Raw genomic sequence first — 14,157 nt, 5'->3', positions numbered from 1 at the left:
CGTTGATAGGCTGGGTGTGTAAGTGCAGCGATGCATTGAGCTAACCAGTACTAATGAACCGTGAGGCTTAACCTTACAACGCCAAAGATGTTTCTGGCGTGACAGAGACGAATGAGTAAGCTTGTTTACAGATTAAATTGACCTGCAACAGCGGGTTGATAACAGAATATGCCTGGCGGCCGTAGCGCGGTGGTCCCACCTGACCCCATGCCGAACTCAGAAGTGAAACGCCGTAGCGCCGATGGTAGTGTGGGGTCTCCCCATGCGAGAGTAGGGAACTGTCAGACATCAATTAAGCAATAAGCCCAGTCTTGCGACTGGGCTTATTGCTGTCTGTGCCTCAGTGATATTGAATAATAGATAGCCGTAGGCAGAACAGCATCGGCTGGAATAAGCCGGATGCCGAGACTAATTAACGTGAATAAAATGAAAACCCCAGCCTTTTGGCTGGGGTTTTTGCTATCTGGGATGTGCAGAGTTCTGGTGGTGGTGTAGCGCATAGAGCGTCACAGATAAAGCGTTGCACAGATTTACGTGGCAGACAGCAGCACCAGAGGCCAGTCATGCCTCTGGTGAAAGACTTATTTGGTTAACGCGACAATCCCCAGCGTTAATCCGGCAACAGCTGCCGCACCACCGGCGATGGCCCCTGCGGTTTCCCAGTTATCTTGAGTAGTGCCTTTCACACAGGTGTTTGTGTGAACCAGACGGCCCTGATCATCGTAAACGGGTACACAAGGAGAATCATGGGCACAACCCGCCAGCAATGTCGCCAGCACGGCAACGGCGATCATCTTTTTCATTTTACACCTCTAAATACCTGGTAGAGGAGGATAGCGACTACCCTCTGTACCGATTATATTCCCGCCCGCTATAGAGGGATCAGCTAAACAATATCAAATTGTGTCTGATGTAAACATTGAGGAGAAAAGTCACTCACCGCACAGCAAAGTGAAGAAAATATGAGGGTATCGCGCCAATTTTATCGTGACCGGGGGGCAGCACGGTTACGCGGTGAATACCGGCGCAGGCTGCGCCGGTGTGTCAGACCATCAGAAGCGCACGCTGGCGCTGAGCACCAGATTACGGCTCTGGCCTTCTGCAACCCGCAGATTGCCGCCGCTGGACGTATAATAGTGTTTGTTAAACAGGTTGTTGAGGTTGAGCTGCAGGTGCGTTTGCTTACCCCACAGCCGGTTATTCCAGGCAATAAAGCTGTCTGCCACCACATAATCCGGCAGGGTAAAGCTGTTATTCGGATCCCCGGCCCGGGTGCCAATATATCTGGCCCCGCCACCAATGCGCCACGCTCCGGGCAACGGGCTGATGGTGAGATCATGGCTCAGATACAGGGCGCCAGAATGGCGTGGCGCATTCTGTAGCCGGTTACCGTTATTGTCCGGGTTAGTGCTGTCCCGGGTAATTTTTGCCTCGTCATAGCTGTAATTGGCGCTGACGTCCCAGCCCGGTAGGATCTCACCATTCACCTCCACTTCAACACCCCGTGAACGCGCCCGATCCACAGCGTAAGTTGAGCCATTCAGTGACAGCGATATATCATGTTCGTCAATGTTATACAGGGCCAGGGTGGCAAACAGGGAAGGAGTGACTTGCCACTTACTGCCAATCTCATAGGTGGTGCCCTGCTCTGGCTTACCGACGCTACCGTCATCGGCCACAGTCGTCGAGGGGGTAAATGACTTACTGAGGGTGCCATACAGTGAGAGATCCCGGGTCAGCTTATAGATTAACCCGGTCTGGGGCAGAAACTTATTGCCGCTATCGTCGTAGCTGACTATTGAAGGGCTGCCCTGAGATTTACGCTGCGCATAGTGCTGGTAGCGCGCCCCGGCCACTGCTATCCAGCGATCGGTCAGATCAATACTGTCTTTCACATACAGCGAATGGTTGTGGATCCGGTTCAGCAGATGGCGCGCCGCTAACTTTTCTGTGCTGCTGTCGGTTATCGGGCGCAGGCCATAAACGGGATCGCTAAGCGTAAATGCGCTGTTTTTTTTCCCGTTATAGGCCCGGTCGCGATAGGTTTGGTTTATCTCATCGTCGGCACCGGCAACCAGGTGATGGGTCATGCCGAGAATGACCGGGGTGCCGGTAACATCCCAGGCAATATATTTCGTCTGGTGATTGAAGCCACGGTTGGCATCGGCACTGCGCGTGACGGCGCCGGTTTTGGGGTTCACCGCCGCTACGCGCACCTCGTTATTACTGTACTGGCGCTGGTTATAGCCCAGCGTAATTCGGGTACTCCAGGTATCGCTAAACTGGTAATCCCAGTGGCTATTGAGGGCCTGAGTATGCCCCCAAGCATGGTTCGCGTAATCATCCAGCCGGGTTTTATAGCCAATATTAACGGGTTTTCCGTTAATAAATGCCGTGCCGCGATCATAGGGGATATCGTATTTGAAATACTCATAGCCAATATAAAAACTGGCCTTGTCGCCGTACCATTGTAGCGATGGGGAGATCAGCGTGTGCAGGTCATGACCAAAATCACGCCAATAGTGTTGATCCTGGCGCTCAGCGATGAGACGGAACGCGAAGCCGTTACCCAGCGGCCCGGTAATATCAATGCCGCCCGCGCCCCCTCCGGTGCCTGAATAGTGGCCGGACACCGCACGACTCCACTGATATTGCGGCTTTTTACTGATGACGTTAATCATCCCACCGGGATTGAGAATGCCGTATAACAGTGAGGCCGAGCCTTTCAGCACTTCCACGCGCTCGGTGGTGGCATCCAGATTCATGCCCTGGCTACTGCGGATCCCGTCACGGAAGATGGAGCCATCCGAGTTACTACCAAATCCCCGGCGAACCAGGCCATCCTCTGTACCCGCCAGGGTATTGGTCTGGGCAACACCACTGACAAAACGCATCGCGTCTGTGAGGTTGCTGCTTTGATAGTCCTGCATCTGCTGTTGGGTGACGACGCTGAGCGACTGGGCATCTTCCAGGCGGGACACCGGTGTTTTGCTGGAGGTTGTACTCTCTGGGGCGCTATAGCTGTGGGGATGCTGCCCGTTAGCGGTAACAATAATATCATTGCCACTGCCTGCGGCATGGCTGGCGCCAGACACAATAAAACTACAGCCACACGCTGTGGCAAGGAAGTGCCGGATAAAAGGCGATTTGCCATAAACACCAAAATATAACTGCATCATCAATAATTTCCTGACCGCCAAAATAAAGCCGTTTTTATATTCACCCGGGGTGGGTGGTTTTTGCTTTTGCTCCAGCGGAATCAGGCCAGATGACTGCACGGGCCGAAAATGAAATAACACCAGGGGGTAATTATTGTAATTGAGAATCATTCAAACATGCGGTGATGTAGCAGTAAACGTAAAAATACAGGGTTCCACTACCGGGTGTTTTAACGTGGTTTGCGTGATTGTCTGATGGTGATAAATAAAAATAATAAATTGATTTATATAGATTTGTTTTTTATTTTTGCCCGGTATTTCAGGCGTTATTTTTATCGCTACCCTCCACGTTAACCACAGATTCTCTACGCTTGACTACTACCGGCTCTCCCCGCATGCTCTCGGTGATAATGATATTTATTACTATTTACGGTGTTGGCCTTCATCAGGGAACTGTCTGAGGGTGGCGGAGAGTAACCATGCCACAAGTGGTAGGCAACAATGGCCAGCTGGCTATCGATAATTTACGTGCGGGATATCCAAATAACATCATTGTTGACGGCGTCAGCCTGTCAGTGCCAGCGCACAAAATGACGGTGCTGGTGGGGGCGAATGGATCGGGAAAATCCACCTTACTTAATACCATTGGCCGGATGCTCACCCCGCTGGGCGGCCAGGTGATCCTCGATGGTTGCGCCATCCACCGGCAACCGACAAAGCAGGTCGCCAGGCGGCTGGGCATTCTGCCCCAGGCCCCTTTACTGCCTGAGGGTCTGACAGTGCTGGAGCTGGTGTCCCGCGGGCGATTTCCCTGGCAGGGGATAATGCGCCAGTGGTCCCCTGCGGATCAGCAGGCGGTGGAGCAGGCGCTGTTGCTCACCGGGACAACCGCCCTGGCCGGGGAGTCCGTAGAGCACTTGTCTGGTGGCCAGCGTCAGCGCTGCTGGATTGCCATGGCGCTGGCCCAGCAAACCCCGATTATTCTGCTGGATGAACCGACGACATTTCTCGATCTGCGCTATCAGGTGGAGATCCTTGAATTACTTCATGATCTTACGCGCCATCATGGCCGGACGGTGGTCGTGGTGCTGCACGATCTTAATTTCGCCGTGACCTGGGGCGATACGCTGGTGTTTCTCCATCAGGGGCGCCTGGTGCGGGTGCTGGATAACAGCGCCGATTGCTCCCCGGCGCTGATCCATCAGGTATTCGGCCTGGAAGTACAGCGGCTGGAAAACCCGGAAACCGGGAAACCCTTTTTTATTCCGCGTCACCGCTGTGGCCGGCAGCCATGAGTATCCCTGGCGTGAACAAGCCCGCCCGACACTGGCGGCCCGGGCGTACTTTCGCCGCTCTGGGAGGGTTACTGGTGGCCGCCGCAGGCTACCACGTGCTCCTCGGGGCCAGTGCGGTATCGCTACAGACCGTATGGCAGGCGTTATTTCATTATGATCCCACCCGTTTCCCGCAGCGTATTTTGGTGGACCTGCGCTTACTGCGGCTGTGTGCCGCCGCCCTGACCGGGGCCGCACTGGGGATTGCCGGGCTACTGCTCCAGGCGGTGATTCGTAACCCTCTGGGGGAGCCGCATATCCTTGGACTAAATGCCGGTGCCGCACTGGCTGTGGTCGCGGCCACCGCCTCCGGGGCTGGCTGGTTTGCACTGCCTTTTGCCCGGCCGCTGGCGGCGGCGGGGGGTGCTGCGCTGTTATTTAGCCTGGTGATGGGGTTATCCAGCGCCGGGCGCACTGGCCTGACACCGCTCAACGTCACGTTATGTGGCGTGGCGCTGTCGGCGTTTGCGTCTTCGCTGACGGCGGCGATCCTTATCCTGGACGAGCAAACCTTGCAAAGTATTCGTCTCTGGCTGGCGGGCGATCTGTCTGGCTTGCACTGGGCAACCCTGAAGTATGCCTGCTGGCCACTGATAACCGGTGCCGGGATGGCGATTTACCTTGCGCCGTCCCTGACTATGCTGGCGCTGGGTGACCAGGCGGCAAGCGGCCTGGGGGTTAATTTGCTGCGTACACGCCTGCTGACGATGTTGGCTGTCGCACTGCTATGTGGGGCTGCGGTCTCCATCGCGGGGCCCATCGGGTTTATTGGCCTGGTGGTGCCCAATATTATCCGCCGCCGGGTGACAGACGATGTGCGCCAGGCAGTGCCGCTATGCGCGGCGGGCGGGGCCTTGCTGCTGATTGTGGCAGATATTCTCGCCCGTACTCTGATTGCCCCCCAAGAGCTGGCCACGGGGCTGATGACGGCATTTGCCGGGGCGCCGGTGTTTATCTGGCTTGCCGCCCGGTGGTGCCGGTGAGGCCGTCGCGGGTTCAGCCCGGGCTGTGCTATTTACGGTGTGGCCGCTACTCGTTGCTGGTGCGCCCGGCAACCATTGCGGTGATAGCGCTGCTGCTGGTGTTGCTGGCCCTGGGGGCGCTGGTGGGGGTCGCCAGTGGCTCGTTACCGGTACCCGCCGGGGCGATTATCCATTCTCTGTTTAGTCACCAGGCACTGGAGGGGGCCGGGCAGTATGTGGTGTGGGAAATTCGCCTGCCCCGGGTGCTGATGGCGTTGCTGGCCGGCGGGATGCTGGGGATGGCCGGGGCCGCGATGCAGTCTGTTACCCGCAATGGGCTGGCGGACCCGGGCCTGTTGGGGGTGAAGGAGGGGGCCAGTGCTGTGGTGCTGGTGGTTATTCTGCATTTCCCGGCACTGAGCGTGGTGTGGCGTCCGCTGGTGGGAATGGGCGGCGGGCTACTGGTGGCTGGTTTGGTTATGCTGGCCGCCGGGGATGTTTCACGCCCGCGAATGGTGCTGGTTGGGATTGGTTGTTCCTGGTTATTTGCTGCCGCTATTGGGGTCTTTATCACCACCGCCGATGTGCGCGATGTGCAAACCGCGCTGGTGTGGATGGCGGGGAGCTTGCAGGGGGCTAACTGGCCGCTGTTGCTGGTTGCCCTCTGCTGGGGAGGGCCCGCCGTGGTGAGCCTGCTGGCAACGACCCGGGGGGCGGATGCCGCATTACTGGGGGCGCATACCGCCACAGGGCTGGGGGTGAACCTGCGCCGCCATTGCGGGTGGCAGTTTATTGCGCCGGTACTCCTGACAGCAACCGCGGTTTCCTGTGTCGGTAGCCTGGGGTTTGTTGGCCTGGTGGCCCCCCATATGGCCCGGATACTGGTACGCGGGGGCCAGGCCAGCCTGCTGTGGGCCAGTGCATTGCTGGGCGCGCTGCTGGTCCTGGTCACGGATACGCTGGGGCGGCTGGCATTTGCCCCGCTGCAAATACCGGCAGGGATCGTGGTTGCCGGGGTTGGTGGCCCGTGTTTTTTGGTACTGCTCTGGCTGCGCCGGGATCGATTGTAATTTCTGAGGAGTGATATGCGTCGCGTTATCTGGTTAGTGTTATTACTGAGTTATAGCGCCTGGGGGAGCCAGAGCGGCCGGGCATTTACTGACGATCTGGGCCGGACGGTGCAGGTGCCGGATCATCCTCTGCGGATCGTCTCTTTGCACGATCTCGATATTACGATCCCGCTGATCGAGCTGGGGGTGATCCCGGTCGGCAGCCACGGGCGTACCCGGGCAGATGGCAGCCATTTTCTGCGGGCTTCCCGGTTACTGACCGGGGTGGATTTTGATAATGCACCGATTCAGTTTATCGGCACCGCGGATATTGATATTGAAGCGATCGCCGCCCTGAAACCCGATTTGATCATTACGGAGCCTGGCCGTAACACCCCGGTTGAGCAACTGGCCCACATTGCGCCCACGGTGAGTATTGACCACCTGAAAGGCGGCGCGCCGCGGTTGTATAGCAAGCTGGCCTGGCTGACCAACACCCAGCCCCGTCTGGCGCTGCTGGAGGCGCGCTACCAGGCGCAAATTCGCCAGTTAAAGCATGCGATAGGTAATCAGCCGATCACGGTGTCAGTGATTCAGGCAAATAATGGCAAAATCAGCCTGATGCACTCATACCATGCACTTGGCCAGGTGCTGCGCGACGCCGGGTTACATTTCCCTGCGATTATCGACAGTATCCCGGTGGATGGGCGTATGGATGTGAGTGCCGAGCGGCTGCCAGAACTGGATGCCGAGTATGTGTTTGCCACCTGGCGGGCAGATAATGGCGGGACCCCGCAGGACGAGGTGGCCGCCATGAATGCCGTGGTACCTGGCTGGTGCCAGTTTCTCAGCGCCTGCCGGCGCGGCCATTATGTGCTTATCTCCCGGGAAGAGGCGATTTCAAATACCTTTGCCGCGCTGGGGCTGATGGCATCCACCGTACAATCACAGTTGTCTGCTCAGGCACTGGCCACCGTTCATTAACCGGGGAAGACAATGCAACCAGTCAAGAAGAGCCGGAGCCGGGTTGATGTCTGGGAGGAACGCTATCGGGCGCGGGCGCATTTGCTGTCCCCCGGTCTGCAGGCGGTACTGCGTTATATTCACCAGCAGCGAGACGTGGTGCTGGAATGTACCGCCCTGGAGATAGCTGCGGCGGTGAACACCTCTGATGCGACGGTGGTGCGGGCGGTGCAAGCGCTGGGGTTTGCCGGGCTACGGGATCTGAAGCAGACCATGGCCCGCTGGTTTGATCCGGTGATGACCTCTGAAGAGAAGATGACATCAACCGTACAGTCGCTGAGCTGTGATGTGAGTTCCGGTATTGATTTTGTGCTGGAAGGGCATAAACGGGCCTGCGACATATTATCCGGGCCGGAGAACCGCCAGGCGATTGCCCGGGCGGTGTCATTGCTGGTGGAGGCCCGCCAGATTCTGGTATTTGGTATTGGGGCGTCGGGGATCCTGGCCGATTACAGTGCCCGGCTATTTAGCCGTATTGGAATACCTGCGGTGTCCCTGAATCGTACCGGGCTCGGGCTGGCAGAGCAGTTACTGGCGATGCAACGTGGTGATGTGCTGCTGATGATGGCCCAGAAATCTGCCCATAAAGAAGGGGTGACGACACTGCATGAGGCCAGCCGACTGGGGGTGCTGGTGATATTGTTGACCAATGCCGTGGACTCCCGCTTTGCCGGGGAGGCGGATGTGGTTATTGCGGTGCCCCGGGGTGGGGAAAAAGGAAAATTACCGCTGCATGGTACGGTGCTGGTTTGCCTGGAGATGCTGGTGCTGTCTGTGGCGTCGGCGACTACTGCCAGAACCCTGAAGTCGATGAAGCGGATCCAGACGTTCCACCGCGAGCTGAAAGCGGGCGATAAACGCCGGTAAACAGCGTTTATCGCCAATAAAAAAGGCGCTTCCCCATGCCGAAGAGCGCCTTTTTATTCAACGAATTAACTGATGGTAATCAGTTCATGCCGTATTTTTTCAGTTTTTTACGCAGCGTACCGCGGTTGATGCCCATCATCAGGGCAGCGCGGGTCTGATTACCACGGGTGTATTGCATCACCATGTCCAACAGGGGCTGTTCTACTTCAGCCAGTACCAGCTCATAGAGGTCATTAACATCCTGACCATTCAGTTGAGCAAAATAGTTCTTCAGTGCCTGTTTTACCGAGTCACGCAGAGGTTTTTGGGTTACCTGATCCTGAGAGTTAACGGTAGAAACGGTCAGTACGTCAGAATTTACGCGTTGTTCGAACATAGTTCTGTCAGCTCTTTATTTCTGTTTACGCAAAATTTTCGAAGTATGCCTCCAACGCCTCCAGCTGTTCGCTGGCATCCTCAATGGCGTTGAATGTGCGCCGAAACTGGTCATCTGGAGCGTGTTCCTGGAGATACCAGGACACATGCTTACGAGCAATTCGATAGCCTTTTGCCGGACCATAAAAGTCATGCAACGCCCGAACATGCTCGCAAAGCAAGCGCTTAACCTCTGCCAGGGGCAGTGGCGGGAGCAGCTCTCCGGTGTCCAGATAATGCTGGATTTCCCGAAAGATCCAGGGTCTTCCCTGAGCCGCACGGCCTATCATAAGAGCATCAGCCCCTGTATAGTCCAATACTGCTCTGGCTTTAAGCGGGTCTGTAATGTCGCCATTCGCGATGACCGGAATGGAAACGGTCTGCTTAACTGTCCGAATGCTGTCATATTCGGCATTGCCCTGAAACAGACAAGCGCGGGTACGCCCGTGTATCGTCAAAGCCTGAATACCACAGCCCTCAGCCAATTGGGCAATCTCTACACAGTTACGATGCTCTGGATCCCAGCCAGTGCGAATTTTCAGCGTAACAGGCACATCCACTGCGTTGACTACCGTGGAGAGGATCGTCTTGACCAACTCCGGGTATTGCAGCAGGGCAGAACCCGCCAGCTTACGATTCACTTTCTTTGCCGGGCACCCCATATTGATATCAATAATCTGAGCGCCAGCAGCAACATTAATCCGCGCTGCTTCGGCCATTTCTTCAGGCACGCTACCGGCAATTTGCACGGTGCGAATTCCCGGCTCGTCAACATGCACCATCCGCAAACGAGACTTGTCACTGGCCCATACTTCCGGGTTCGATGACATCATCTCCGAAACGGTCAATCCGGCACCCATCTCATAACAGAGAGTGCGAAAAGGCCTGTCAGTGATGCCGGCCATAGGGGCTGCAATCAGACGGTTCCTGAGCTGATAGTGTCCAATGTGCATGAGTTAAGAAATGACCATACTGTGACTGCAAGGCGGCGTATATTACGCATTTTTTGCGCGAGATGAAAGGCCAAACTTTGAACAATCAGCTGTTGTAGATCAATGAATTTCTACCTTTAAGATGGAAAAAGCTTAATAAGTCATATTAATCATTGTGTTAGCTTTCTTAGCAATATTTGTGCTGTTTAAATATTTCCTGAAAGTTCTGGCTATACAACCCAAAAACAGGCGCAGTGTGCTGTTTTTTCAGCCAAAATTAAGTGCTGTTTTGGGAGGTTTATCGCAGATTTTTGCACAAATAGATAAATAGTCTGGTGCCCTCAGGCGCAGCATGTTGCCGCGCCCGAGGAGAAAATCAGCGTTTTGTACCGGTAATGCGGCACCATTCTTCTTTCTCGGCCACCGGGTCGAGCACAAAGCGATCGCGATAGGCATCGCAGACGCTTTGTGCCTGGCTGGCCAGCACCCCGGAAAGACCGAGGGAGCCGCCTTCAACGGGCAGTACGCTAATCAGCGGGGACAGTTCGCGTAATGGGCCCGCAAGGATGTTGGCAACGACTACGTCCGCCTGTATTGACGCTGGCTGGTCCTGTGGCAGGTAGAGCGCCAGGCGGTCTGAGACGCCATTACGCTGGGCATTGTCGCGGCTGGCCTGAATGGCCTGGGGATCGATATCAATACCAATGGCTTTTGCCGCACCCAGCTTCAGGGCGGCAATGGCCAGAATGCCGGAGCCACAGCCGAAGTCGATAACCGTCTTGCCCGCCAGATCCAGGCTGTCCAGCCATTCCAGGCACAGTGAGGTAGTGGGGTGGGTACCGGTACCAAATGCCAGGCCAGGATCAAGCATCACATTGACCGCGGTCGGGTCCGGGATGTCGCGCCAGCTCGGGCAGATCCACAGGCGGCGGCCAAAGCGCATCGGGTGGAAGTTGTCCATCCACTCGCGTTCCCAGTCTTTATCTTCCAGCTGCTCAATACGGTGATGGAAGCCAGCGCCCAGCAGCGGATGCTGCGCCAGAATAGCGACCACTTCTTTCATGTCGGTTTCGGCATCATACAGGCCGATGACATCAGTATCGCCCCACAGGCGGGTCTCTCCAGGCAGCGGCTCAAATACCGGCGTATCGTGGGTGTCCTGGAACGTAACGGAAACCGCACCGCTCTCGATCAGGCCATCGCCCAGTTCTTCCGCCTGGTTACCGGTGGTATTAATTTTCAGTTGGATCCATGGCATGGCTTAACTCTTTATTTATCAGAAGGTGAAACAGAAATGATTGCCGCCCGGCTTTCACCGGCGCGGTTACCTATCAGAAACGCTATCAGGCTTAATAATAGTGAAGGCACTATCGGGTGGAAGCCAAACAGCGGGATCTTCACGCCGGCCAGGACGGCATACAGCACGCCGCCGACGATCATCGCGCTCAGTGCGCCGCTGCCGTTAGCCCGTTCCCAATACAGGCCGAGCACCAGCGGCCAGAGGAACACCGCTTCCAGGCCACCAAAGGCCAGCAAATTGAGCCAGATAATCATTTCTGGCGGGCGCCAGGCGGCCAGCAACAGTAATGCGCCGAGGATCAGGGTGATTGCCGCGGACATTCGCTTCAGGCGCCGCTCGTTTTGCGCCTGCTCCGGATGCAGGTTCAGCCACAGATCTTTAATGATCGTCGCCGACGATTGAAGTAACTGCGCATTAATGGTCGACATAATCGCCGCCATCGGGGCGGCAAGGAAAATGCCCGCGGCGATGGGCGGCAGCACGGTGACCATCAGCGTCGGGACCACCAGATCCGGGACTTTTAAGTCCGGCAGCACCGCCCGGCCAAGGGCACCGGCAAGGTGCATACCGAACATTAATATTGCCACCACAATGGTGCCAATGATCATACCGCGGTGCACCGCCTTACTGTCCTTATAGGAGATACAGCGTACTGCGGTATGGGGCAGGCCGATGACCCCAAAGCAGACCAGCACCCAGAATGAGGTCATAAACGCCGGGGACAAGATATCGTCTGCCCCCCGGGGGGAGACCAGCTTAGGATCGATCTGCTGAAGTTTATCCACGGCGTTATGCAGGCCACCGGCGGCATGAACAATCCCCACTAACAGCAAAATCGTCCCCAGCAGCATCACCATGCCCTGCATGGTGTCGTTAAGGACGCTGGCCCGGAAGCCGCCGAACGCGGTATAGAGCGCAATACTGATGCCGAAAATCAGCAGGCCGGTTTCATAGGGGATGCCGGCGGCGGTTTCCAGCAGCCTGGCCCCGCCAATAAATTGCACCGTCATGGCGCCGACAAACGCCACCAGCAGGCTCAGGCTGGCAAACCACACCAGAGTGCGGCTCTGGTAGCGGGCATACAGCATATCGTTGAGGGTCACGGCATTATAACGCCGGGCGAGGATAGCGAATTTTTTGCCCAGAATGCCCAGAGACAGCCACACCGCCGGGAGCTGGATCATCGCCAGCAGCACCCAGCCGAGGCCATATTTATAGGCGGCGCCGGGGCCGCCTATAAACGAACTGGCGCTGATATAGGTGGCGGTGAGGGTCATGGCCAGCACCACTCCGCCCATAGAACGGCTGCCGAGGAAATACTCGTTAAGAAAGTTACCGGTCTGGCGGCGGCACATGGCGTAGATGGAGATGCCCATCACGATAATCAGGTAAGCGACAAGGGGGACTATCACTTCAAGACGCATGATCATCCTCCAGCGGAATATCTTTAAAAATGCGTTTTATCATCAGCCAGCAGAACAGAATAAAGAGCAGAGGCACCAGCAAACAGGCCATTTCAAACCAGTGGGGGAATCCGGTGATCCCCTGAGCAGAATCAGGTAAGTAAGCGGCTACTAACCAGGCGGCCAGATACAGTAATGTTAGCCAGAGCGCCCAGCGTGCTTCTTTGTGTGCCTGGATAAAGCGTTTATCCATTGGAACCCCGGGTCATTAAGAAAGGCGCGATTGTACATTATGGGGACAGGGCGCAAAAAAGAAAAAGGCCGGTTTCCCGGCCTTGTCTGTGGCTCCGGAAGATTACTTCTCCAGAAGGCCCAGTTTCTTCTCAAGGTAGTGGATGTTACTGCCACCACGCTGGAAGTTTTCGTCATCCATAATCCGCATCTGCAGTTCAATGTTGGTTTTGATACCATCAATGATCAGCTCTTGCAGGGCAATCTTCATGCGCGCAATGGCGACTTCACGGGTTTCACCGAAGCAAATCAGCTTACCAATCATAGAGTCGTAATAAGGCGGCACGGTGTAGCCTGCATAGATATGCGACTCCCAGCGCACGCCAAAACCACCCGGCGCATGGAAGCGGGTAATTTTACCCGGGCTTGGCAGGAAGGTATTAGGATCTTCGGCGTTAATACGGCATTCCACCGCATGGCCACGCACCACAATATCTTCTTGCTTGATGGACAGCGGCTGACCAGCGGCAATACGCAGCTGTTCTTTGATCAGGTCGACGCCGGTAATCATTTCGGTAACCGGATGCTCTACCTGGATACGGGTGTTCATTTCAATGAAGTAGAACTCGCCGTCTTCGAACAGGAATTCGAAGGTGCCCGCCCCGCGGTAACCGATATCCACACAGGCTTTCGCACAGCGGCCGCCGATGAACTCACGCAGCTCCTGGGTAATGCCCGGTGCCGGTGCTTCTTCGACCACTTTCTGGTGACGGCGCTGCATAGAGCAATCGCGTTCAGCCAGATAGATAGCGTGGCCCTGGCCATCAGCCAGTACCTGGATTTCCACGTGACGCGGATTCTCCAGATATTTTTCCATGTAAACCATGTCGTTGTTAAAGGCGGCTTTCGCTTCAGCACGGGTCATGGTGATGGATTCCGCCAGATGGGCATCATCACGGACGACACGCATACCGCGACCGCCGCCGCCGCCGGAGGCTTTGATAATCACCGGGTAACCAATGCGTTTGGCAATGGCGCGGTTTTTATCCATATCGTCGCCCAGCGGGCCGTCAGACCCCGGTACGCAAGGGACACCGGCTTCTTTCATGGCGTGGATAGCGGAAACTTTGTCGCCCATCAGGCGGATAGTTTCGGCTTTCGGGCCAATGAAGATAAAGCCAGAGCGTTCAACCTGCTCAGCGAAGTCGGCGTTTTCAGACAGAAAGCCATAACCCGGGTGGATGGCAACCGCACCGGTGATTTCCGCGGCAGAGATAATTGCCGGGATATTCAGGTAGCTTTTGACTGAGGGCGCCGGCCCGATGCAGACCGTTTCGTCTGCCAGCAATACGTGTTTCAGATCGCGATCCGCGGTGGAATGCACTGCAACGGTCTTGATGCCCAGTTCTTTACAGGCACGCAGGATACGCAGTGCGATTTCCCCACGGTTGGCGATAACAATTTTATCCAGCATTGTTCGCCTC

At 56.2% G+C, this 14,157-nt stretch carries 13 protein-coding genes and 2 rRNA genes; 7 read left to right on the top strand and 8 right to left on the bottom strand.

Features of this window, described 5'->3' with window-relative positions; all coding sequences use genetic code 11:
- Window positions 1–75: ribosomal RNA gene (locus tag F9C28_RS08230) — 23S ribosomal RNA — on the top strand; the annotation flags it as partial.
- Window positions 76–171: 96 nt separating this feature from the next.
- Window positions 172–287: ribosomal RNA gene (rrf, locus tag F9C28_RS08225) — 5S ribosomal RNA — on the top strand.
- Between the two features lie 294 nt (window positions 288–581).
- Here the strand turns inward: rrf and F9C28_RS08220 are convergent.
- Both F9C28_RS08220 and F9C28_RS08215 read right to left on the bottom strand, forming a co-directional pair.
- Window positions 582–803, bottom strand: a complete 222-nt coding sequence (locus F9C28_RS08220; RefSeq protein ID WP_199014747.1) for a lipoprotein — start codon at window positions 801–803, stop codon at window positions 582–584.
- A gap of 249 nt (window positions 804–1,052) precedes the next feature.
- Window positions 1,053–3,176, bottom strand: coding sequence for a TonB-dependent siderophore receptor (locus tag F9C28_RS08215; protein ID WP_199014749.1), 2,124 nt, complete (start codon window positions 3,174–3,176; stop codon window positions 1,053–1,055).
- A gap of 461 nt (window positions 3,177–3,637) precedes the next feature.
- Between F9C28_RS08215 and F9C28_RS08210 the strand changes: the two genes are divergently transcribed.
- The 5 genes from F9C28_RS08210 to F9C28_RS08190 are packed head-to-tail and all read left to right on the top strand — an operon-like array spanning window position 3,638 to window position 8,393.
- On the top strand, window positions 3,638–4,453 hold the full coding sequence (locus F9C28_RS08210; protein WP_199014746.1) for an ABC transporter ATP-binding protein: 816 nt from the start codon (window positions 3,638–3,640) through the stop codon (window positions 4,451–4,453).
- Window positions 4,450–5,475, top strand: a complete 1,026-nt coding sequence (locus tag F9C28_RS08205) for a FecCD family ABC transporter permease (RefSeq protein WP_199014745.1) — start codon at window positions 4,450–4,452, stop codon at window positions 5,473–5,475. The genes F9C28_RS08210 and F9C28_RS08205 overlap by 4 nt, the downstream gene beginning before the upstream one ends.
- Complete coding sequence (locus tag F9C28_RS08200) at window positions 5,472–6,524, top strand: FecCD family ABC transporter permease (RefSeq protein WP_199014744.1); 1,053 nt, start codon at window positions 5,472–5,474, stop codon at window positions 6,522–6,524. Before F9C28_RS08205 ends, F9C28_RS08200 begins: the two co-directional genes overlap by 4 nt.
- 15 nt (window positions 6,525–6,539) lie before the next feature.
- Entirely contained in the window at window positions 6,540–7,487 is a 948-nt protein-coding gene (locus F9C28_RS08195) for an ABC transporter substrate-binding protein (protein WP_199014743.1), read from the top strand.
- Window positions 7,488–7,499: 12 nt separating this feature from the next.
- On the top strand, window positions 7,500–8,393 hold the full coding sequence (locus F9C28_RS08190; protein WP_199014742.1) for a MurR/RpiR family transcriptional regulator: 894 nt from the start codon (window positions 7,500–7,502) through the stop codon (window positions 8,391–8,393).
- A gap of 79 nt (window positions 8,394–8,472) precedes the next feature.
- On the opposite strand, the gene fis is transcribed toward F9C28_RS08190, so the two are convergent.
- From fis to accC, 6 genes are all read right to left on the bottom strand, one after another.
- Window positions 8,473–8,769: a DNA-binding transcriptional regulator Fis gene (gene fis, locus F9C28_RS08185; protein ID WP_000462905.1), complete on the bottom strand. Its 297-nt coding sequence runs from the start codon at window positions 8,767–8,769 to the stop codon at window positions 8,473–8,475.
- Window positions 8,770–8,794: 25 nt separating this feature from the next.
- Complete coding sequence (gene dusB / locus F9C28_RS08180) at window positions 8,795–9,760, bottom strand: tRNA dihydrouridine synthase DusB (protein WP_199014741.1); 966 nt, start codon at window positions 9,758–9,760, stop codon at window positions 8,795–8,797.
- A gap of 355 nt (window positions 9,761–10,115) precedes the next feature.
- Window positions 10,116–10,997, bottom strand: a complete 882-nt coding sequence (gene prmA / locus F9C28_RS08175; protein ID WP_199014740.1) for a 50S ribosomal protein L11 methyltransferase — start codon at window positions 10,995–10,997, stop codon at window positions 10,116–10,118.
- A gap of 11 nt (window positions 10,998–11,008) precedes the next feature.
- The gene (panF, locus tag F9C28_RS08170; protein ID WP_199014739.1) at window positions 11,009–12,463 is read right to left on the bottom strand and encodes a sodium/pantothenate symporter; all 1,455 of its coding nucleotides are present in this window, start codon (window positions 12,461–12,463) and stop codon (window positions 11,009–11,011) included.
- Complete coding sequence (locus F9C28_RS08165) at window positions 12,453–12,695, bottom strand: YhdT family protein (protein ID WP_199014738.1); 243 nt, start codon at window positions 12,693–12,695, stop codon at window positions 12,453–12,455. Before F9C28_RS08165 ends, panF begins: the two co-directional genes overlap by 11 nt.
- 102 nt (window positions 12,696–12,797) lie before the next feature.
- Window positions 12,798–14,147: an acetyl-CoA carboxylase biotin carboxylase subunit gene (gene accC, locus F9C28_RS08160; RefSeq protein WP_199014737.1), complete on the bottom strand. Its 1,350-nt coding sequence runs from the start codon at window positions 14,145–14,147 to the stop codon at window positions 12,798–12,800.
- Window positions 14,148–14,157 lie beyond the last annotated feature (10 nt).

This window comes from Shimwellia pseudoproteus, from assembly GCF_016415625.1.
Classification (GTDB): Bacteria; Pseudomonadota; Gammaproteobacteria; order Enterobacterales; family Enterobacteriaceae; genus Shimwellia; species Shimwellia pseudoproteus.
Note: the sequence above shows the minus strand (reverse complement) of the source record. Positions and strands in the feature narration are given on the sequence as shown.